Raw genomic sequence first — 20,469 nt, 5'->3', positions numbered from 1 at the left:
GTCAGCCGAACTCCTCGACGTACTCCTCCGGCGGGCCCAGCTCGGGGCGGTCGCGCAGCTCCAGGGTCGTGCCGAGCCGTTCGAGCTCGAGGACCGTCACGGTGTTGCGGCCCGCGCGGAGCAGCGGCGCCGGGCAGTACAGCGTGACCTGCGGCCCGATGTCCCAGTAGCGGCCGAGCAGGAACCCGTTGACCCAGACGAGGCCGCGCCGGGATCCCGGCAGAGCGAGGAAGGTGTCCGCGGGCGTCTCGACGTCCACCGTCGCGACGGCGAACCCAGCCGTCCCGGACCCGCGACCGGCGTGCTCGGCCTGCCCGGGCCCGGGACCGCCCTGCTCGACCGCACCGCCGTCGAGGGCGCGGGTCAGCTCGGCGGTGGACCACTCCTGCAGGGCGATCGGCGTGCTGTCCCAGCCCTGCACGATCCGCCGGTCCACGAGGACCGGGCCGATCAGGCCCTTGTGCCGGCCGATGCCGGGCCCGTAGTTCACCCGGCCGAGGCTCTCGACCAGGACCTCCAGGTGGACGGCGGCGCCGGTGCCGCGGACCGGCAGCTCCCGCTGGTCGGGGCCGGCGACGCCGAGGAAGGCGCCGTCGGCGAAGACCAGGGCCCGGTCGCGTACGTCGGTGAGGACGAGCCGGTGCTCGCCCGCCGGGATCCGCGGTCGAGCGCTGTGCAGGACCATGCCCGCGTCGAGCCCGAGCCGCTCGAACGAGGCCGGGCGCGGCCCGCTCGAGGTGGACGCCGGCACGGCACGCAGGCCGGCAAGCAGGCCCGCGCGGTGGACGAGCGGGACGGACGCCGGCGGCAGCGTCGGCGTCCGCACGGGCATCCGCACGGGCCCGCGCGCGCCGAGCACCTCCCGCACGGCGAAGAACTTGGCGGTCAGCGTGCCGTCCTCGGCGACCGGCGCGTCGGAGTCGTAGCTGGTCACGGTGGGCTGCAAGCGGCCCTCGTGCTCATTGGCGCCTGCCCAGAGCCCGAAGTTGGTCCCGCCGTGCGCCATGTAGATGCTCACGCTGCCGCCGTCGGCGACGATCTGCTTGAGCGCGTCCACGACGCCGCCGGGGTCGCGGACGTGGTGGCGCTCACCCCAGTGGTCGAACCAGCCGTTCCAGAACTCGGCGACGACGAACGGCTCCTCCGGCCGCCGCGCCGCGAGCAGCCGCCGGGCGGCGTCGGGCTTGGAGCCCAGCGTGGCGGCCGCCAGGGTCCCCGGCAGGGTGCCGCCGTCCAGCATCAGCTCGGTGGGCCCGTCTGCGGTGAACAGCAGCTCCCCGATGCCGCGCTCGATCAGGGCCGCGCGGTTCCAGCGCAGGTACGCCTGGTCGTCGCCGAAGCTGCCGAACTCGTTCTCCACCTGCACCGCCACGACCGGCCCGCCCTCGGCGGCCTGGAGCGCGGCGATGCGCGGGACCAGCTCGTCGAACCAGCGGCCGACCGCCGAGGTGAACGCGGGGTCGGAGCTGCGGATCGCGACGTCGCGGCCGGTGAGCCAGCTCGGCAGGCCGCCGTTCGACCACTCCGCGCAGATGTACGGGCCAGGCCGGACGACGACGTCGAGCCCCTCCTCCCCCACCATGCGGATGAACCGCTCGACATCCCGCCAGCCGTCGAAGCGCGGCTCCTCGTCCTCGCGCGGCTGGTGGAAGTTCCACGCCACGTAGGTGTCCACCGTGTTGAGCCCCAGGTCGGCGAGCCGGCGGATGCGGTCGCGCCAGAGGTCGGGGTGGACGCGGAAGTAGTGCAGCCCCCCGGACAGGATGCGATGGGGGACGCCGTGCCGGTACAGGCGGCGCCCGCGCCAGGTGAGCGCGGTCCCAGCAGTCGGGCTCGTGGTCGGGGTCGTGGTCGTCGTCGGGGCCGGCGAGAGGTCCGGCGCGGGCAGCTCGATCACGGTGGGAGAGCCTATGTTATCGATGCCATACGTAACAAGGGCGGTAGGATCAGCTGACGACGTCGCGGGCAGGCCGCAAAAGGGGAGCGCCATGACGAAGGCCACCGGGCAACCCACTGGGCGGCCCACGAGGCAGCCGAGCATGGCTGACGTGGCCAGAGCCGCCGGGGTGTCGGCGCAGACCGTCTCGCGCGCGCTGCGCGACTCGCCGAACGTCAACCCGGAGACCAGGAAGCGCGTGATCGCCGCCGTGGAGCGGCTCGGCTACCGCTTCAACAACGCCGCGCGAGTGCTCTCCTCCGGGCGCAGCCACACCGTCGGGCTCGTGCTGCTGCAGTCCGGCGGCTACTACTCGCGCTCGGCGGTGACCGCCGGCGTCGAGGCGGCCGCGGGCGCGGCGGGCTACGCGGTGAGCATCGCGACCATCGCCAGGCTCGACACCGGCCTGATGGAGCGGTCCCTGTCCAAGCTCGCCGACCAGGGAGTGGACGGCATCGTGATCGCCGTGCCGCTCATCTCGGTGACGCAGAAGATGGAGGACATCACCCGCGACATCCCCACCGTCACGCTCGACGGCTCCCGCACCGCGAGCGCCCGGGTGCTCGGGATCGACCAGAAGGAGGCGGGCCGCGTCGCCACGCAGCACCTGCTCGACCTGGGGCACCGCCAGGTGTGGCACGTGTCGGGCCCCGACGAGTGGATCGAGGCGCGCCAGCGGCGGCAGGGCTGGCAGGAGTGCCTGGCCGCGGCCGGGATCCAGGCGCCTCCCCCGCTGGAGGGCGACTGGTCGCCCGACTCGGGATACCGGCAGGGGCAGGTCCTCGCGATGATCCCGGACGTGACCGCGGTCTTCGCCGCCAGCGACGAGATGGCCTTCGGGGTGATCCGCGCGCTGCGCGAGCACGGCCGGTCGGTGCCCGCCGACGTGTCCATCGTGAGCGTCGACGACATCGCCCTGGCGGCCTATTGCCACCCGCCGCTGACGACCGTGCGGCAGGACTTCTACCGCTCCGGCGCGGCGGCCGTCGCCCTGCTGCTGGCCGGCGAGACCGCCGACGCCCTCGCCACCGCGTCGCTGTCGGTGCGCGACTCCACGGCGCCGCCGCGTCACCACTGAGTCATGTCGCGCTTGTCCGCAAAGTTCCTCTTGCGCCTTCATGTTATCGATGCCACTGTAACAACGTCCGGATCCTGCCGAGAGATCCAGATCCCCGGTCGGCGGCGCGGCGCCCCGTCGTCGTGACCTCCGGCGCGGCCGGACCCCGGACTCGTTCCTCCGCCTCACCCAGGTGGGCAGTCGTCCACGGGAAGGACTCCAGAACCATGAGGAGATCACTCGTCCTCGCGAGCGCCGCGATCTCGGCGCTCGGACTGCTCACCGGCTGCTCGGCCGACGGGGACGGCTCGGGCTCCGGCAGGACGACCCTGAGCGTCGCCGCCCTCGAAGGCGGTTACGGCCGGGACATGTACGCCCAGGTCATCCAGGCGTACAAGACCTCCCACCCCGGCGTCGACGTGCAGTTACAGATCTCGAAGAGCATCGAGGACGAGATCACGCCGAACATGAAGGCCGGGCGCTTCCCGGACGTCGTGGTGCTCGGCCAGGGCCGCAAGGCCGCGCTCACCGAGACGCTCATCAAGGACAAGGCCCTCGAGGACCTGACGCCCGTGCTGAAGGCGAAGGTCCCCGGCGAGGACAAGACCGTGGCTGACAAGCTCATCGGGGGCATCGTCGGCAACCTCAACACCAACCCGTACGGCACCGGCCAGACGTACACGATGCCGATGTACTACGCGCCGAGCGGGCTCTTCTACAACAAGGGGCTGTTCGCCCAGAAGGGCTGGAAGGTCCCGGCCACCTGGGACGAGATGTTCGCGCTGGGTGAGAAGGCCAAGCAGGAGAAGATCTCGCTGTTCACGTATCCGACCGCCGGGTACCTCGACGCGTACTTCTTCGCCCTCCTCGCCGACGTCGGCGGGGAGCAGTTCTACACCGACGTCATGACGTACAAGCAGGGCGTCTGGCAGACGCCGCAGGCCCGGCAGGCGCTCGACCTCACCACCCGGCTGCTGAAGTACGCCGCGCCGACCACGGTCGGATACGCCAACGAGCAGGACTTCACCAAGAACCAGCAGTCGATCCTCGACAACAAGACCCTGTTCATGCCGAACGGAACCTGGGTCGTCGGCGAGATGAAGGACGCCCCGCGCGCCGCCGGCTTCCAGTGGGGCCTGACGCCGCTGCCGCCGGTCACCGTGGGCGGCAAGCGCTTCGTCACGACGTCGGTGGAGTCGGTCTGGGTCCCCGCCGCAGCCAAGAACAAGGACGCGGCGAAGGAGTTCGTCGCCTACCTGTACTCCGACGAGGCGGCGAAGATCTTCGCCAGGTCGAACGCGATCCAGCCGATCAAGGGCATCGCGAGCAGCCTGTCCGGGGAGAACGCCGAGTTCTACAAGGTCTACGAGGAGACGGCGGTCGAGGCGCTCGTCGGCGGGTTCGCGAGCACCGCGCCCGTCGAGGGCGTCGACATCAAGGCCGCCCTCTTCGACACCGCCAACAGCATCATCAGCGGCGACAAGACCGAGGACCAGTGGCAGGCCGCGCTCAACGACGCCAGCGAGAAACTGCGCCAGGCAGGTGGGTGAGGTGACCACGCGGCGGCGCGGCGACGGCCTCTTCGTGCTCGCCTGCCTCCTGCCCGCGCTCGTGCTCTTCGCGGTGTTCATGATCGTCCCGACCCTGAACGTGTTCCGGATGTCCCTCTTCACCTGGAGCGGGTTCTCCCCGGACATGCGCTTCGTCGGATTGGGCAACTTCGCCCGGCTGCTCGACGACGCGCAGTTCGTCCGCGCGTTCCAGAACACCGTCGCACTCCTGGTCGTGGTGACCGTCGTGACGATGGGCACGGGCCTGTTCCTCGCGGCGATCATGACCCGGCAACGGCTGCGGGGCCGGACGGTGTACCGGTTCGTCCTGTACGTGCCGAGCGTGCTGTCCGTGGTCGTGATCGCGGCGATCTTCTCCGCGATCTTCGACCAGCGGAACGGCCTGCTCAACGGCGCCCTGCGGCTGCTGTCGCTCGACGGCCTGCAGCAGATCTGGCTCGGCGACCAGCAGCTCGTCATCTGGTCGGTCGCGATCGCGATGGTCTGGCAGTCGCTCGGCTACTACATGGTCCTCTACATGTCCGGCATGGCGAGCATCCCGGAGGAGATCTACGAGGCCTCCGCGCTCGACGGCGCGTCCGCGGGGCGGCAGTTCTTCGCCATCACGCTGCCGCTCATCTGGCAGAACCTCCGCACGACGCTGACGTTCTTCGTCATGAGCGCGGTCAACCTCAGCTTCGTCCTGGTCCGCGCGATGACCGGCGGCGGGCCCGACGGTTCCTCGGAGGTCCTGCTGAGCTACATGTACAAGCAGGCGTACACGAACTCGTCGTACGGCTACGGCATGGCCATCGGCGTCGTCGTCTTCGCCTTCTCGTTCCTCGTGTCGCTGCTGGTCAGCCGCGCGACGCGGCGCGAGCCGCGCCAGTTCTGAGGACCGCCACCATGACCACGATCAAGCGCGCCGGAAGGCCGCTGACCTACGTGCTCGTCACCGCGATCGCCCTGGCCATCGCGGTGCCGGTCGGCTGGGTGCTGCTCGCCTCGCTCAAGGAGAAGGGCGAGTTCTACGGCAGCCCCTGGACGCTGCCGAAGGGCCTGCACGTCCAGAACTACGCCGACGCGTTCGTCACCGCGCGCATGGGCCAGTACTTCTTCACCTCGGTGCTGGTCACGGTGCTCGGGCTGGTGTTCGTCGTGGCCGTCTCCGTCCCGGCGGCCTACGTCATCGCCCGGTACGAGTTCCGCGGCCGCGGCCTCGTCGAGGTCGCGATGCTGGCCGGGCTGTTCGTCAACGTCAACTACATCGTCGTGCCGATCTTCCTCATGCTCGTCGGCTGGGACCGCGCGCTCGCCGACGTGTTCCCCGACGGTTTCTTCATCGACAACCCCGGGGTCCTCTCGCTCGTCTACGCGGCCACGTCTATCCCGTTCACCATCTACCTGCTCACCGCGTACTTCCGGTCGATCCCGGCCGACTACGAGGAGGCCGCGGCCCTGGACGGGGCCTCCCGCTTCCAGGTCATGGTCAGGGTGATGCTGCCGATGGCGCGGCCGGCGCTCACCACCGTGATCCTGTTCAACTTCCTGGCCTACTGGAACGACTTCATCATCGCGCTCACCCTGCTGCCCGGCGAGGGCAAGACGCTGCAGGTGGGCCTGCTCAACCTGATGACCGCGCAGAAGGCGGCGGCCGACTACGGGCGGCTGTACGCCGGCATGGTCATCGTGATCGTCCCCGTCCTCATCTTCTACGCGCTGATCCAGCGCCGGCTGATCGAAGGCATGGCATCCGGCGGCGTGAAGGGCTGACCGGCCCGTTTCCCAGAGAGGAAACCGTCATGAAGGATTCGACGCGCAGCGTGCTGCTCGTCACCGCTCGCACGCTCGTCGCGGCCGTCTGCGTCGCCGTCGTCGTCTCCGCCCGTACGACGGCCGGGTGGGGCAGCCTCGCGATCATGCTCGCGGCGCTGGTCGGGCTGCTGGCCGTGCTGGCCTCGTACAACCGGCGGTTCCGGTGACCCTGCGGACACTGACGGCGGTACGGCCGAGCGAGCGCCAGCTCGCGTGGCAGGCGATGGAGTTCTACGGGTTCATCCACTTCGGCATGAACACGATGACGGACCGGGAGTGGGGCGAGGGGCACGACGACCCGGCCGCCTTCGACCCGGCCGGGCTCGACGCCGACCAGTGGGTCAGGGCGCTCAAGGCCGCCGGGATGACCGGCGTGATCCTCACCTGCAAGCACCACGACGGCTTCTGCCTGTGGCCGAGCGACGTCACCGCGTACTCGGTGGCCGCGTCGCCCTGGCGCGGCGGCCGCGGTGACGTGGTCGCGGAGGTCTCGGAGGCGGCGCGGCGGCACGGCCTGCGGTTCGGGATCTACCTGTCGCCCTGGGACCGCACCGAGGCGTCCTACGGCAGCGGGAGCGCGTACGACGACTTCTACGTCGCCCAGCTCACCGAGCTGCTCACCCGCTACGGGCCGGTGTTCACGGTGTGGCTGGACGGCGCGAACGGCGAGGGCCCGAACGGCAGGCGCCAGGTGTACGACTGGGAGCGGTACTACGCGGTGGTCCGCGAGCTGCAGCCGGACGCGGTCATCAGCGTGTGCGGCCCCGACGTCCGCTGGTGCGGCAACGAGGCAGGGAGCACCCGCCCCGACGAGTGGAGCGTCGTCCCGCGGGCCCTGCTGGACGCCGAGCGGATCGCGGACCGCTCGCAGCAGGCGGACGACGGCACGTTCGCCCGGCTGGTCCGCAGCGACGACCTCGACCTCGGCAGCCGCGCCGCCCTGGCGGGACGCGAGGACGACCTGGTCTGGTACCCGGCGGAGGTGAACACCTCGATCCGGCCCGGATGGTTCCACCACCCGGCCGAGGACGCCCTGGTCCGACCCGCGGACGAGCTGTTCGGCATCTACCTGCGTGCCGTCGGCGGCAACTCCTGCTTCCTGCTCAACGTCCCGCCCGCCCGTGACGGGCTGCTGCGGGACGCCGACGTGGCGGTGCTGGAGCGGCTCGGGCGGCGCGTCGAGGACTTCCGGGCGCGGCGCCTGGAGGCGACCGTGACGGTGTCGTCCGGTACGGCGGGCGACGTCGCCACCGCGTGGCCCGGCGGGGGCCGTACGCCGTGGCGGCCGGACGACGCCGACCCCCAGCCCGGCGTGCGGCTCGTGTTCGCGCGGCCCGGCCTGGTCGAGGCGGTCGTGGTGGGCGAGGACATCGCGTACGGGCAGCGCATCGAGCACGTCGTGGTCCGCGGCCGCCGGGACGGCCGGTGGACGACGCTCGCGGCGGCGAACGCGGTGGGTTACCAGCGCATCCTGACGTTCACGCCGGCCGAGGTGGACGCCGTGCTGGTCGAGGTGCCGCAGGCCCGGGACACCCCCGTCGTCGCCCACGTGACCGCGATCGGAGCAGCGTCATGAAGGCCGTCCTCGTGAAGAACGCCACCAGGAACGCCGCAGGAAAGGGCACCGTTCGTAGCCGGTCACCTCGCGCGGCCGTCCTCATCGCCGCCGTGGTGGCCGCCCTCGCCGCGCTGGTGGTCGGCGGCGTGGCGCTCGCCCAGCGCACCGACGAGGTCGCCTCCCTCGACGGGCACGCCGTCACCCGCGACGAGCTGCTCTTCCACATGCGCCGCCTGACGCCCCAGGTAGAGAACGAGTTACGCAACCAGTACCGGCTCCAGGGCGCGATCGACTGGAACGCGAAGGCCGGCGACAAGACCGCACTCCAGCGGCTCGCGGCCCGCGCGCTCGACGAGATCCGGCGGGACAAGACGGCGCTCGTCCTGGCAAAGGAGCAGCACCTGATCGGCTCCGCCGACCACGCGGACTTCCTCGTCGAGCTGGCCGCCGAGAACGAGCGGCGCGCCGACGCCATCGCCAGGGGCCAGGTCGTCTACGGCCTGGCGGAGTTCTCCCCCGAGGAGTATTACTCGCACCGGCTCACCGGGCTCACGACGGGCCTGAAGCAGCGGCTCAGCGCGAACGGCCCGCTCCGGGTGAGCGAGGCCGAGGTCCGGCGGGCGTTCGACGCCGACCGGGACTCCTGGAGCGCCAACGCGACCACGTACACGTACGCGACGCTCGTGGTGCCGGTGCCCGGCGGCGCCTCTGCTGACCACACGGCCGGCTACGCGGCCGGGCTCCAGCGGCGGGTGGCCGCCATCCGCCGGCTGGCGGAGCTCGCGGACCGCGAGCCCGGCGCCAGGCTCACGACCGCCACGCAGCGGGGCGGCGGCTCGGCCGCCCACGACCAGGAGCTCATGGCCGTGCTGGGCAAGCTCGCGCCGGGCCAGATCTCCGGCCCGGTCCCGGGCACCGGCCAGATCACGTACTACCAGCTCAACGGCAAGACCGTCGACGAGGACGCGGCGTTCGCCGAGTACTCGCGGCGGATCCGGCAGTCGCTCATCGAGGAGAAATTCGACCGGTTCCTCCAGCGCCGGGTGGCCAGCAGCGTCTTCAAGGTCGACACGGCGGCGGTGGACGCCATCAACGCAGAGGATGTTCAACAGTGAAACCTGTCGGTATCGCACCCCCCGCCGCATTACCCGCGCCCGCCCGCCGGCGGCCCGTGGCCCGGGCGCTCCGCGTGGGCCTCACCGCCCTGCTCGCCGCGCTGCTCGCAGGGTCGCTCGCGCCCGCCGCCGCCGCAGCCGCAGCCCCGGACCGCTCCCCCACCGCCGCCAAGAAGGCGGACTTCCCGGGCAACACGCCGAACCCGACGGGCGGCAAGGACTACTTCATCGACGCCACGACCGGTCGCGACAGCGCGGCCGGGACCACGCCGCAGACCGCCTGGCGCACCCTGGCCAAGGCGAACGCGACGACGTTCAAGCCCGGCGACCGGATCCTGCTCAAGGCCGGCGAGCAGTGGAACAACGAGCAGCTGTGGCCGAAGGGCTCGGGCAGCGCGGGCAAGCCGATCACCATCTCGGCCTACGGCGACTCGAAGGCCCGCCGGCCGTACATCGCGACGAACGGCCGGGTGCCGAGCCCCTTCCGGGCGGACGGCACCAAGAACCCCGACACGGTCGGCCGGACCGGCGCCATCGTGCTGCGCAACCAGCAGTACTTCGAGATCAACAACGTCGAGCTGTCCAACGACGACAACTTCGCCACCGACATCACCACGGGGACCTACGTCCGCGACGGCATCGTGGTCTCCATCAACGCCGACCTGCTGGCGGCCGGCGCGGACAGCGTCATGGACCACTTCCGCATCTCCAACGTCTACGTCCACGACCTCGACGGCCCGAGCACCTGGCAGACGATCCACTACGGCGGCGTCAACTTCCAGGTCTTCGGCGGCAAGAGCTACAAGTCGTACGGCACCGGCGGCTATTACTTCAAGGACGTCCGGATCGAGAACAACACCTTCGTGAAGGTCGAGCTGCACGCCGTGCAGTTCTCGTTCAACTGGTTCGCCGCCGACGGAGCCGACGCCGGCCAGTACGACGAGAGCGGGAAGTTCCACGAGGGCTGGGAGCAGCTCTGGGTGCGGACCCGCGACCTGTACAGCCGTGACGTCTACATCGGCCACAACTACGCGGAGAGCGTCGGCCAGGGCGCGTTCCAGTTCGCCAACGCCAAGAACATGACGGTCGAGTACAACGAGGTCAACGGCTTCCTCAAGCGCTACAACGCGGTGTCCTGCGGGCTCTACCTGTGGGCGGGGGCCGACTCGGTCATGCAGTTCAACGAGGTCTACGGCGGCCCGGACAACGAGTACGACGGCACCCCGTGGGACCTGGAGTACACGAACTTCAACGTCACCTACCAGTTCAACTACTCGCACGACAACGCCGCCGGCTGGATGGCGTACATGGGCAACAGCTCCAACTCGGTCGCCCGCTACAACCTGAGCGTCAACGACAACGGCGTGCTGGTGAAGAACATGTTGTCGACGAACTACTCGCCGACCTACTTCACGAACAACACCTTTGTGTACGACGGCGCGGACCTCGACTACATGCATGACGAGACGTTCCTGAGCAGGGTCTACTTCCTCAACAACATCTTCTACAACACCTCCGCGACGAGGCCGACGCCCTGGTACCGCCGCACGGGCGCCCTGCGCCAGGCGGTGTTCGCCAACAACGACTACTACGAGGCCGGCGGCACCCACTCCACCCAGGAACCGGCCGACCGGGCCGGCCTGCGCGCCGACCCGAGGTTCGTCGGCGACCCGGCGAAGTACGTCACCGGAGCGGGCGTGGACCGGATCCGGACGGCCGCCGCGCACTTCAAGCTCCGCGACGACTCCCCGCTCATCGACGCCGGCCGCTACAACCCCCACCTGGGCACCGAGGACTTCCTCGGCACCCACATCTACTACGGCGACGCGCCGGACATCGGCATGGCGGAGAGCCCGATCGGCGTGAAGGTCACCGACCCGGTCGACGACGACCCCATCGAGAACGAGCCCGGCGACGGCCGGGTCAACCTCGCCCTCGGCAAACCGGTCACCGCCGGCTCGACCCACCCCGGCCAGAACGGCACGCTCGTCGCCAAGAACCTGACCGACGGCAACCCGGCGACCCGCTGGGCGGCGGCCGACGACGCCGCCTACCCGATCACGCTCGACATCGACTTCGGCGCGGCCACCACCTTCGACGAGGTCTACCTGGACGAGTACACCGACTCGGGCACCAACCCGCGGGTCCAGACGTTCGACCTGCAACGATGGGACGCCGGGACCGGCGCCTGGGTGACGTTCGCCAGCCGCGCCGACGGCATCGGGCACGACCGGTCCGTGACCGGCTTCGGCAGCGTCACGACCTCCCGGCTCCGGGTGTCGCTCACCGGGAAGGTGCCGAGCGAGGTGTACACCCCGACGATGACCGAGATCGCCGTCTATCGCGCCGCCTGACGACGCGGGCGGGTGGCTGCCACGGCCGCCACCCGCAGGGGACTACCTGTGGAGCGGGCCGGCGAACCGGTCGCAGCGGAAGGCTTCCAGCCCTTCCGGCCGGCGTCCCGTGGTGACGTAGCCGGCCATCGCCTCGCCGGTCGCCGGTGCGAGGGTGATGCCGAGCATGCCGTGCCCGGTGGAGACGTACGCGTTGGGGACCGACGGCAGGCGGTCGAGGACGGGCAGACCGTCCGGCAGCATCGGGCGCCCGCCGACCCACGGGTCGTGGATCAGCGCCATGAGATCGTCGGGGCTGTCGTACCACGGCCCCAGGTAGTCGCGGCTGGCGCGGGCGATGGCCTCCACGCGCCGCCAGTCGAGCCGCCGGTTGTTGCCGCTGAGCTCCATCGTCCCGGCGATGCGGGTGGTGCCGCCGATGGGCGAGATCGCGATGTGCTTGTCGCCGAGGTACAGGGGGTGCAGGGGCGGTGCGGCGAGGTCGACGGAGAAGCTGTAGCCCTTGCCGGCCTGCAGAGGGAGCCGCAGTCCCAGCGTACGCAGCAGATCGGCGGACCAGGCGCCGGCCGACACGACCACCGCGGCGCAGTCGATGTCGCCGTCTGCGGTGCGCACCGCGCTCACCCGGCCGCCCCGCACCCGGAAGCCGCGCACCGCCACGTGCTCGGTGATGCTCGCTCCCCCCTTGCGCAGGTGGGCGGCGAGGGAGTCGATCAAGGCGGTCGGGTCGAGCACGCCTTCCCCCGGCACGAGGTAGCCCGCCGCGACCCTGCCACCCAGCGCGGGGTCGAGGGCCGCGGCGTCGGCGCCGGTGAGGATCCGCTCGGGGATCTCGTAGCCCGTCCAGGACATGGCGCTCTGCGTGCGCTGGACGCGCCGGGCCTCGTCCACGGAGGTGAACGCGTGCACCAGGCCGGGCCTGGTCAGGGTGGTGTCGACCCCGGCGGCGGCCAGCTCGCCGAAGCGGTCGAAGGCGGTACGGGCGAAGCCCGCGACAGCGGCGTACCCGCGCTCGAAGGCCTGCCGCCGACTGCTGCGCTGGAACGTCAGCAGCCAGCGCGCGAAGGCGAAGGTGAGCTGGGGCCGCAGGTAGAAGGGCGAGTCCGGCCTGCCGATGGAGCGGGCGGCGTGGGCGATGACGCCCGGGGCGGGCACCGGGGCGGAGTGGCTCAGGCAGACCCAGCCCGCGTTGCCCCGGGAGGAGCCCCCGCCGACGGGGCCGCGGTCCACCACGTGCACCGCCACGCCCTGGCGCCGCAGGTAGAAGGCCGTGGCCAGGCCGATGGCGCCGCCGCCGACGATGACGACCGGGTTGTCGCCGGACAATGTGGTCACGTGGTCACCTTTGCCCGAAGGAACTGAGGAAGGCCCTGGTGCGCTCCTGCCGCGGGCGGTCGATGACCTCCTGCGGCGGCCCCTGCTCGATGACGCGGCCGCGGTCGAGGAAGACGACCTCGTCGGAGATCTCCCGGGCGAAGGCGACCTCGTGGGTGACGATCATCATCGTCATGCCCTCGTCGGCGAGCGCGCGCATGACCCGGAGCACCTCGCCGGTGGATTCGGGGTCGAGAGCGGAAGTGGGCTCGTCGAACAGCAGCACGGCCGGCCGGAGTGCCAGCGCCCGGGCGATGGCGACCCGCTGCTGCTCGCCGCCGGACATCTGGTCGGGGAAGGCGAGCGCGCGATGCGCCAGGCCGACGCGGCGCAGCAGCCGTACCGCGGTGGCGATCGCCTCGTCCTCGGCGATCCCGGCGGCCTTCGTCTGCGCCAGGACGACGTTCTCCACGGCCGTCAGGTGGGGGAACAGGTGAAAGCGCTGGAAGACCATGCCGACGCGCTGCCGCAGCCCGGCCAGGTCGGTGCGCACCGGACGGTCGCCGGTGAAGATCGGCTCCCCGGCCAGTTCGATGGTTCCCCGGTCGGGCCGTTCCAGCAGGTTGACGCAGCGCAGCAGCGTGCTCTTGCCGCCACCGCTCTGGCCGAGGATGCTCACGATCGCGGCGGGGCGTACGTCGAGGCTGACGTCGTCGAGCACCGGGCGGCCGTCGAACGCCTTGCACAGGCCGCTGATCCGCACGACCGGCGCGGTGTCCAGAGCCGGTTGGGTGAGTTGCGGTTTCATGACGCCTCCACGGCCTGATCGACGGAGGCCAGCAGGGCGCGGGCCTTGCGCAGGCGGCGTCGCCTGCCGGGCAGCAGCGGCGTGCCCGCCCGGATCCGCCGTTCCAGCCACAGCAGCGCCTGTGACAGCGGATAGCACAGCGCGAAATAGATCGCGGCGATGACGAGATAGACCTCCAGGGCACGGAAGGTGTCGGAGGTGATGAGCTGGGCCTGGGTCATGAGTTCGGCCGCCGAGATGGTCACGAGCAGCGACGTGGACTTGAGCAGGTCCACCAGCATTGTGCTGGTGCCCGGCAGGGCCAGCCGGAGCGCCTGGGGCAGGATCACGTGGGCGAAGGCGCCGGCCGGGCTCATGCCCAGCGCCTGGGCGCTCTCGAGCTGACCGGCCTGCACTCCGGCCAGGGCGGCGCGGAAGATCTCCGACAGGTACGCGCCGTAGAAGATCACCAGGCTCAGCGCGCCCGCCTCGACCGTGCCGAGCCTGATCCCGATGGAGGTCAGCCCGAAATAGGTGACGAAGATGATGGCCAGCAGGGGGATGTTCTTAAACACTTCGGTGTAGACCGTCGCGGGCAGCCGGACCAGGCGCAGGCCGCTCATGCGCAGCAGCGCGAGGAGCAGCCCCAGGACGACGGCTCCGGCGAAGCCGAGCGCGGCATACTCAAGGGTGCGCAGCAGACCCTGGAGCAGCGCGCCGGTGTACTCGGACCACGGCACCTCGAACACGTCGGATCTCCGTCACACGGTGGGGGGCTGCCAGTCGGCCGGCCGGTCGACGCCGCGCCGCTGCCCGGCCATCCACGGGGACGGCTTCAGGAACTGCTCGGGGTCGCCGCCGTACTTCTTCACCAGTGCGGCCAGCTCACCGCCGGCGTACATCTGCCTGATCTCCTTGGACACGGCCTGCTCCAGCCTGGGCTCCTGCTTGGGGATGTAGAAGCTGGTCATGTACGGCCGCAGGTATTCGTACGACGCGTTCTCCTTGACCTCCGCGTCGGTGGGAGCGGTGAGGTAGCGCGTGCTGAATCGCATGTCGGGACGTTTCTGCTGGGTGTAGATGATGAGCAGCGGATCGAGGAAGCCCACCTTGATGCGGCCGGCCGACAGGTCGTTGAAGACGCCGTTGGCGTCGGGGTAGGCGTGCAGCTTGGCACCGGGGATGGCCTGGATCGACTTCACCCACACGTACCCCGTGACCGTGCCCAGCGGGAGCCCGGCGAGGTCCCTGACGGTCGAGTAGCTCTGGTCGCCGTGGACCGCCATCGCCGGCGGGGAGTAGTACGGCGGGTCCGTGAACAGGCCCTGGGCCTGACGCTCCTTCGACCAGGCGATGCCGCCGATCGAGATGTCCACCCGGCGGGCCTGCACGTTGCCCAGCATGCCGCTGAAGTCGGTGACCTGGGGTTCGAGCCGCAGGCCCAGCTTCTTGGCGACCGCCTGGAGGATCTCGCTGTCGATGCCGACCAGATCCTCGCCCCTGACCGCCGTGTACGGCATGTACGGCTGGACGGCCACCTTCAGCACCCCGGGTTCGAGGGTGCCGTACGCGTTCCCGGCCGCCGGTTCCGCCGCGTCGTCGCCGCACGCAGTGAGCGAGGCGAGCGTGACGAGAGCGAGGGCCGCGCTGAAGACGTTGCTCCGGCGCCTTGTCCACCACATAGATCCCGACCTCCATTTCGGTGGCCTTGTCGAACAGGCACCACGTTAAAGAGGGTTAACTCCGAGGTCATTGGATGATAAGTACGTAGATATCTCGATGAATGGTCTTCAATTCGTACGATTCGCACGAAGGCAGGTCTCATGGCGATGTCCGGCCACGGGTGGCCGCCGATTCTGACGCCCGCGCTCGCGCAGGGGATCGCCGGCGACACCAGCGACATCATCGGCTTCAACGTCCTGATCACCGATCGGGACGGCATGGTCATCGGCAGCGGCGACAGCAGCCGCCTCGGCTCGTTCCACGAGGCGTCGGTCGAGGTCATGCGCACGCTGGAATCGGCCGCCCACTCCGGCGACCAGGCCCGCAGGCTGCGCGGGGTGCGGCCCGGGATCACCCTGCCGATCGTCATCGACGGCCGCGCGGTCGGCACGGTCGGGATCACCGGCTCCCCCGCCCAGGTGAAGCGGTTCGGCCTGGTCGTCAAGCGCCAGACGGAAATCCTCCTGCAGGAGTCGATGTTGCTGCGCTCGCGGCTCATGCGCGAACGGACCATGGAGGACCTGCTCCGCGACATCATGCAGTTCGACCCGGACGTGGCCGACCCCGACGAGCTGCTGGCCAGGGCCCAGGAGCTCGGCTTCGACCTGGGCCGATCGCACACGGTCGTGCTCATCGAGATCTCTGGGCAGGGGGATGGCACGGACTCCCGGCCGGGCCTGCTGCGCGTCATCCGGGAGGTCTTCTCCGGCCCGCAGGACCTCGTCGCCTCCGTGGCAGGCGGCCGCTATGCCGCTCTCCGCCGGACGCTCACCCCTGGCGACCTGCGCCCGCTCGCCGACCGGGTGGCCGACCGCCTCCGGCAGCGGTCCGGGCTGCAGGCCAGGATCGGCATCGGCGTCAGCGCCGCCTCCATCCCCGAGCTGCACGCCTCCTTCGCCGACGCGGCGGCGGCGCTGCGCCTCGGCCCCCGCGTCCGCCCCGGCTCGCCGGTGCACGCCATCGACGAGCTACGCGTCCACCAGGTGCTGGCCGCCGCCCCCGCGACCGCCCGCCTGCGGCTGGCGGAGGTCTTCACCGCCGAGCTGCGCGCCCGCCCCGAGTGGCCCGCCCTGCGCCAGACGATCATCGCGTTCTGCGAGAACGGGTTCAACCTCGTCCAGGCGGCCTCGGCCCTGAACATCCACCGCAACACGCTGCTCTACCGCCTCGACAAGATCGCCGCGCTGACCGGCCACGGCGGCGACGATCAGGTGGCCCGGCTCGGCATGTACCTGGCCTGCGTCGCCGACCAGGTCGACCGCCCGACATAAGCCCACAAACCCGCACCCTTTGCCTGACCTGCAACAACACCCCGAACAACCACCGACAACCGAGCATCAAACCCGGCAGACCACAACACCGGGAGCACCATGAGAACTGGAACGAGAGCAGCCCTCGCCGTCATCACCGGCGCCCTCACCACGACCGCCACGTTCCTCATCACCGCCGCCCTGAGCCCCGTCCCGACCCCCGCCCAGCCCGGCCTCCAGCCGCCCCGGCCCCACTGCGCCGGCCGCCACGGCACCTGGCACCCCACCAAACGGACGTGCCGCCGCGACCCCGTCGGCCGGCCCCGTGAGCTCAGCCCGGCCCGGCCATGACCCGGCCACGGTCAGCCGCGCAGCAGCGGTAGGAGCCGGTCGCCCTGGCGTCTGATCTCCGGCAGGTAGGGGGTGTCGGAGAGGACGAAGTGGGTGATGCCGAGGGCCTGGTAATTGCGCAGCGACGTTGCCACGTCCTCGGCCGAGCCGACCAGCCAGGTGCTGCCCGCGCCGCCGCCCCCGAACCTGCCGGGGGCGGTGTAGAGGTTGCCGTCGAGCACCTCTCCCCGCGCGGCCAGGTCGAGCAGCCGCCGCTGGCCGACGGCGGCGCGCCAGTTCGGGTCGCGCGAGATGCCGCCTCCGGCCATCCTCCCGACCCTGGCCTCGGCGTCGGCCCAGGCCTGTTCGGTGGTGTCCCGCACCAACGTGGTGACCCGCAGGTGCCACGGTGGAGCCGGTGACGCTGAAGTGCTCGCCGTGGTAGGTGACGTTCTCCTCGGTCCACAGCTTGCGCACGATCCGCATGAACTCCTTGGTACGGGCGTAGCGGTGCGCCTGGTCGCCCTCGCTGTCGCCGTACGCCGCCAGGTCGTCCTTGCCCGACACGATGTTGACCAGCACCCGTCCCCCGGTGAGATGGTCCAGGGTCGCGGCGGCGGAGGCGAAGTTGGCGGGCCGCCAGTAGCCGGGCCGGACCGCGATCAGCGGCTGGAAGGTCGTCGTCCGCGCGGCCAGCGCGGTGGCGACCGTGAAGGTGTCGGGCCGTCCCCAGCCGGCTCCGATGAGCGCCCCGCTCCACCCGTGCTCCTCGACGGCCCTGGCATGGCCGCTGAGGGTCTCCAGGCTGTTGTGGTCCGCGACGACGTCGTCGCCGCGATGCCCTGGCCGGGCCTGGTTGGGGATGTACCAGAGGAACTGAAGGCTCATAAAACCCATTATTCCCGTAGGTAAAGGCTAAAACATCCGCGAAAGTTTCACCCGGGGTTGACCGGCCGAGTCAACAGGCGCAAAGTGTCGTTTAGTTTGGACGTCAGCCAAACTAACGATGGCAGGCAGAAGGGATCCAGCATGCGCAAGATCGTGCGTTCCGCCGTCCCCGTTTGCGTACTGGCGATGGTCGCCGTCCTCTTCGCCCCGCCCGCGCTGGCCGCCACCTGGTCCTCCACCGACCGGTGGGGCACCTGGTCCAACGGCGGCTACACGCTCTACAACAACATCTGGGGCAGCGGCGCCGGCCCGCAGACCATCTGGGCGAACTCCTACAGCAACTGGGGCGTGTGGGCCAACCACCCCAACACCGGCGGGGTGAAGTCGTACCCGAACGCCACCAAGTACGTCGGCAAACGCATCAGCGCCCTCGGCAGCGCCACCAGCAGCTTCAACGTCACCGTGCCGAACGGCGGCTCGTACACGACGGCGTACGACATCTGGGACTCGGCCAACGCGTACGAGATCATGCTCTGGATGAACAAACACGGCGCCGTCGGCCCGCTCGGCTCCCGCCAGACCGGCGCCACGGTGGGCGGCCACAGCTGGGACGTCTACCGCGGCAGCAACGGCGCCAACCAGGTCTTCTCGTTCGTCAGGACCGGCAACACCAACTCCGGCACCGTGGACGTCAAGGCGGTGCTCAACTGGCTGCGCACCAACGGCTGGATGGGTGACGTGACGCTCGGCAACGTGCAGTTCGGCTACGAGATCACCTCCTCCAGCGGAGGGATGGACTTCGTCACCAACAGCTTCTCGGTGTCCGCCGGCTGACCGCTCCCTAGGCCTGGGGGTGGTCGTCCCCTCGGTAGACGGCCATCAGCAGCGGGCGGGTCAGGTCCGCCATCTCGGCGGGTGAGCGCGGGCAGTCGTGCTGGAGCCAGTCGGTGGCGACGCCGATGAGCGCGCCCGCCGTGAACGCGGCGGGCACGTCATGCGGGGTCCGGGCCGTGTAGTCGGTCGGGGTGTCGTCCCCGGTGGCCTTGCGGCGCGCGCCGACGTAGGCCGCGACGGTGGCGTGGCGGCGCACGTGGTCGATGACGCGCGCGCTGCCCTGGGGGCCGAGCACGCTGCGGTAGAGGCCGGCGTGCTCGTCGAGGTGGGCGAAGAAGGTCAGCAGCGTGTCGGGGGCGTCGTCCGGGACGTCCCGGACACCGGGGTCGGGGATGGCCTCGATCAGGTCGTCGATCATCGTGGTGCACGCCGCCTCGGCCAGTTCGTGCACGTCACGGTAGTGGTCGTAGAACGTGGAGCGGCTCACCCCGGCGCGTTCGGCGACATCGGCGACGCTGATCCTGGACAGGTCGCCGTCCTGGACGAGGTCGATCAGCGTGCGTTGCAGGGCCGCCTGGGTGCGGCGCACCCGCGGGTCGCTCAGGTCGCTCTTTCTGTCTCTGGTGAGGGCCACGCCTCAGTGTACTGTGCCCTACATCTGTAGGTTAGCCTACAGATGTAGGGAAATTTGGGAATGGCACGCTGATTGGGGACAACCGTGACCGCCGACTCCGCTGAGACGCTCCAGATCACCCGCACCTGCCCGTACGCACCGCCCGAGCAGCACCTTCGCCTCCTGCGCGAGCAGCCGGTCACCGAGGTCGCGCTGCCGGGCGGTTCGAGCGCCTGGGTCGCCGCCCGCTATGAGGACATCCGTACGGTCCTGAGCGACCCGCGTTTCAGCGCCGACCGCCGCCATCCCAACGCCCCCAGGCTGAGCGGCGAGATGGCGCCCGGCGAGTCGCCGCTGCCCAAGATGATGCTGGAGATGGACCCGCCCGAGCACGGTCCGGCGCGACGCGCCGTGATCGGGGAGTTCACCCTCAGGCGCATCGCGGCCCTGCGGCCGCGCATCCAGCAGATCGTGGACGAGCACCTCGACGCCCTGCTGGACGGCCCCCGCCCGGTCGACCTGGTGCGGGCGTTCGCCCTGCCGGTGCCCTCGCTGGTGATCTGCGAGCTGCTCGGGGTGCCGTACGAGGAGCACGACTTCTTCCAGACCCACTCCGCGCAGCTGCTCAACCGCGCCGCCACGCCGCAGGAGCGCCAGCACGCCTCCTTCGAGCTGGCCGTCTACCTGGACAAGCTGATCAGGGCCAAGGAGGAGGACCCGACCGACGACCTGCTCGGCCGCCAGGTGGTCAAGCAGCGCGAGAGCGGCGAGGTGGACCACGGCGCGCTGCTCAGCCTGGCGTTCCTGCTGCTCATCGCCGGGCACGAGACCACGGCCAACATGATCTCGCTGGGCACGTACATGCTGCTGCGCCACCCCGACACGCTCGCCGCGCTGCGCGAGGACCCGAGCAGGACGCCGGGCGCGGTCGAGGAGCTGCTGCGGCACTTCACCATCGCCGAGTTCGCGATCATGCGGGTGGCCACCGAGGACGTGGAGCTCGGCGGCGCGGTCATCCCCGCGGGGGCGGGCGTGCTCACGCTGGCCAACGCCGGCAACCGCGATCCGGAGGTGTTCGCGGACCCCGACGCGTTCGACATCGAGCGCGACGCCCGCAGCCACCTGGCCTTCGGTTACGGCCCGCACCAGTGCCTGGGCCAGAACCTCGCCCGCGTGGAGCTGGAGATCGTCTTCGACGCGCTGTTCCGGCGGATCCCCGGCCTGCGGCTGGCCGTGCCCGCCGAGCAGCTCTCGTTCAAGGACGAGGCCAGCGTCTACGGGATGCACGAGCTGCCCGTCACCTGGTGACGCGGAACCGTTGAACCAAGTTCATGAATCGGCCCGTA

The 20,469-nt window shown here is 70.6% G+C and carries 19 protein-coding genes and 1 pseudogene; 12 read left to right on the top strand and 8 right to left on the bottom strand.

The genetic code is table 11. From position 1 onward, the window contains the following. Position 1: 1 nt before the first annotated feature. Positions 2–1,897 carry a glycoside hydrolase family 35 protein gene (locus tag AB0L65_RS23480; protein ID WP_364248737.1) on the bottom strand — a complete coding sequence of 632 codons (1,896 nt, stop codon included), beginning with the start codon at positions 1,895–1,897 and terminating at the stop codon, positions 2–4. 142 nt (positions 1,898–2,039) lie between these two features. Here AB0L65_RS23480 and AB0L65_RS23475 point away from each other — a divergent pair, with 142 nt between their 5' ends. The 8 genes from AB0L65_RS23475 to AB0L65_RS23440 all read left to right on the top strand — a co-directional run bounded on the left by AB0L65_RS23475 (position 2,040) and on the right by AB0L65_RS23440 (position 11,385). After that, entirely contained in the window at positions 2,040–3,014 is a 975-nt protein-coding gene (locus AB0L65_RS23475) for a LacI family DNA-binding transcriptional regulator (RefSeq protein ID WP_364248735.1), read from the top strand. Between the two features lie 206 nt (positions 3,015–3,220). Beyond that, complete coding sequence (locus AB0L65_RS23470; protein ID WP_364248733.1) at positions 3,221–4,543, top strand: carbohydrate ABC transporter substrate-binding protein; 1,323 nt, start codon at positions 3,221–3,223, stop codon at positions 4,541–4,543. 1 nt (position 4,544) lies between these two features. Then, entirely contained in the window at positions 4,545–5,438 is an 894-nt protein-coding gene (locus tag AB0L65_RS23465; protein ID WP_364248731.1) for a sugar ABC transporter permease, read from the top strand. Positions 5,439–5,449: 11 nt separating this feature from the next. After that, complete coding sequence (locus AB0L65_RS23460) at positions 5,450–6,316, top strand: carbohydrate ABC transporter permease (protein WP_364248729.1); 867 nt, start codon at positions 5,450–5,452, stop codon at positions 6,314–6,316. Between the two features lie 29 nt (positions 6,317–6,345). Continuing rightward, entirely contained in the window at positions 6,346–6,525 is a 180-nt protein-coding gene (locus AB0L65_RS23455; RefSeq protein WP_364248727.1) for a hypothetical protein, read from the top strand. After that, positions 6,522–7,934: an alpha-L-fucosidase gene (locus AB0L65_RS23450; protein WP_364248725.1), complete on the top strand. Its 1,413-nt coding sequence runs from the start codon at positions 6,522–6,524 to the stop codon at positions 7,932–7,934. Before AB0L65_RS23455 ends, AB0L65_RS23450 begins: the two co-directional genes overlap by 4 nt. Next, a complete protein-coding gene (locus tag AB0L65_RS23445; protein WP_364248723.1) occupies positions 7,931–9,031 on the top strand; it encodes a peptidylprolyl isomerase in 1,101 nt (366 codons plus the stop codon). Before AB0L65_RS23450 ends, AB0L65_RS23445 begins: the two co-directional genes overlap by 4 nt. Next, complete coding sequence (locus AB0L65_RS23440; protein WP_364248721.1) at positions 9,028–11,385, top strand: discoidin domain-containing protein; 2,358 nt, start codon at positions 9,028–9,030, stop codon at positions 11,383–11,385. Before AB0L65_RS23445 ends, AB0L65_RS23440 begins: the two co-directional genes overlap by 4 nt. A 42-nt stretch (positions 11,386–11,427) precedes the next feature. Here the strand turns inward: AB0L65_RS23440 and AB0L65_RS23435 are convergent, their stop codons facing one another. Genes AB0L65_RS23435 through AB0L65_RS23420 form a run of 4 tightly spaced genes read right to left on the bottom strand, consistent with a single transcriptional unit; the run spans position 11,428 to position 15,168 of the window. Beyond that, a complete protein-coding gene (locus tag AB0L65_RS23435) occupies positions 11,428–12,720 on the bottom strand; it encodes an FAD-dependent oxidoreductase (RefSeq protein WP_364248719.1) in 1,293 nt (430 codons plus the stop codon). 4 nt (positions 12,721–12,724) lie between these two features. Further along, on the bottom strand, positions 12,725–13,507 hold the full coding sequence (locus AB0L65_RS23430; RefSeq protein ID WP_364248717.1) for an amino acid ABC transporter ATP-binding protein: 783 nt from the start codon (positions 13,505–13,507) through the stop codon (positions 12,725–12,727). Next, positions 13,504–14,235: an amino acid ABC transporter permease gene (locus tag AB0L65_RS23425; RefSeq protein ID WP_364248715.1), complete on the bottom strand. Its 732-nt coding sequence runs from the start codon at positions 14,233–14,235 to the stop codon at positions 13,504–13,506. Before AB0L65_RS23425 ends, AB0L65_RS23430 begins: the two co-directional genes overlap by 4 nt. Before the next feature lie 12 nt (positions 14,236–14,247). Continuing rightward, a complete protein-coding gene (locus tag AB0L65_RS23420; RefSeq protein ID WP_364248713.1) occupies positions 14,248–15,168 on the bottom strand; it encodes a transporter substrate-binding domain-containing protein in 921 nt (306 codons plus the stop codon). Positions 15,169–15,309: 141 nt separating this feature from the next. Between AB0L65_RS23420 and AB0L65_RS23415 the strand changes: the two genes are divergently transcribed. Beyond that, positions 15,310–16,479, top strand: a complete 1,170-nt coding sequence (locus AB0L65_RS23415) for a sugar diacid recognition domain-containing protein (protein WP_364248711.1) — start codon at positions 15,310–15,312, stop codon at positions 16,477–16,479. Between the two features lie 99 nt (positions 16,480–16,578). Further along, positions 16,579–16,809 carry a hypothetical protein gene (locus AB0L65_RS23410; RefSeq protein ID WP_364248820.1) on the top strand — a complete coding sequence of 77 codons (231 nt, stop codon included), beginning with the start codon at positions 16,579–16,581 and terminating at the stop codon, positions 16,807–16,809. 11 nt (positions 16,810–16,820) lie between these two features. Here the strand turns inward: AB0L65_RS23410 and AB0L65_RS23405 are convergent, their stop codons facing one another. After that, on the bottom strand, positions 16,821–17,171 hold the full coding sequence (locus AB0L65_RS23405) for a hypothetical protein (RefSeq protein WP_364248818.1): 351 nt from the start codon (positions 17,169–17,171) through the stop codon (positions 16,821–16,823). A gap of 22 nt (positions 17,172–17,193) precedes the next feature. Beyond that, positions 17,194–17,676, bottom strand: a pseudogene (locus tag AB0L65_RS23400) (LLM class flavin-dependent oxidoreductase); the annotation flags it as partial. A 141-nt stretch (positions 17,677–17,817) separates the two neighbouring features. Here AB0L65_RS23400 and AB0L65_RS23395 point away from each other — a divergent pair. Continuing rightward, positions 17,818–18,510, top strand: coding sequence for a hypothetical protein (locus tag AB0L65_RS23395; RefSeq protein WP_364248709.1), 693 nt, complete (start codon positions 17,818–17,820; stop codon positions 18,508–18,510). A 7-nt stretch (positions 18,511–18,517) separates the two neighbouring features. Here the strand turns inward: AB0L65_RS23395 and AB0L65_RS23390 are convergent, their stop codons facing one another. Beyond that, complete coding sequence (locus AB0L65_RS23390) at positions 18,518–19,144, bottom strand: TetR/AcrR family transcriptional regulator (RefSeq protein ID WP_364248707.1); 627 nt, start codon at positions 19,142–19,144, stop codon at positions 18,518–18,520. 84 nt (positions 19,145–19,228) lie between these two features. Between AB0L65_RS23390 and AB0L65_RS23385 the strand changes: the two genes are divergently transcribed. Then, positions 19,229–20,431 (top strand): cytochrome P450, encoded by a 1,203-nt coding sequence (locus AB0L65_RS23385; RefSeq protein WP_364248705.1) that lies wholly within the window; start codon positions 19,229–19,231, stop codon positions 20,429–20,431. The last annotated feature ends 38 nt before the right edge of the window (positions 20,432–20,469 follow it).

Source organism: Nonomuraea sp. NPDC052116 (genome assembly GCF_040680035.1).
GTDB lineage: Bacteria > Actinomycetota > Actinomycetes > Streptosporangiales > Streptosporangiaceae > Nonomuraea > Nonomuraea angiospora_A.
This window is presented reverse-complemented; position numbering and strand designations above follow the sequence as displayed.

Coding starts and splice junctions, on each gene's coding strand:
- AB0L65_RS23475 (WP_364248735.1), top strand. CDS start 2,040: ATGGCTGACGTGGCCAGAGCCGCCGGGGTGTCGGCGCAGACCGTCTCG.
- AB0L65_RS23470 (WP_364248733.1), top strand. CDS start 3,221: ATGAGGAGATCACTCGTCCTCGCGAGCGCCGCGATCTCGGCGCTCGGA.
- AB0L65_RS23460 (WP_364248729.1), top strand. CDS start 5,450: ATGACCACGATCAAGCGCGCCGGAAGGCCGCTGACCTACGTGCTCGTC.
- AB0L65_RS23455 (WP_364248727.1), top strand. CDS start 6,346: ATGAAGGATTCGACGCGCAGCGTGCTGCTCGTCACCGCTCGCACGCTC.
- AB0L65_RS23445 (WP_364248723.1), top strand. CDS start 7,931: ATGAAGGCCGTCCTCGTGAAGAACGCCACCAGGAACGCCGCAGGAAAG.
- AB0L65_RS23430 (WP_364248717.1), bottom strand. CDS start 13,507: ATGAAACCGCAACTCACCCAACCGGCTCTGGACACCGCGCCGGTCGTG.
- AB0L65_RS23420 (WP_364248713.1), bottom strand. CDS start 15,168: ATGTGGTGGACAAGGCGCCGGAGCAACGTCTTCAGCGCGGCCCTCGCT.
- AB0L65_RS23415 (WP_364248711.1), top strand. CDS start 15,310: ATGGCGATGTCCGGCCACGGGTGGCCGCCGATTCTGACGCCCGCGCTC.
- AB0L65_RS23410 (WP_364248820.1), top strand. CDS start 16,579: ATGAGAACTGGAACGAGAGCAGCCCTCGCCGTCATCACCGGCGCCCTC.
- AB0L65_RS23395 (WP_364248709.1), top strand. CDS start 17,818: ATGCGCAAGATCGTGCGTTCCGCCGTCCCCGTTTGCGTACTGGCGATG.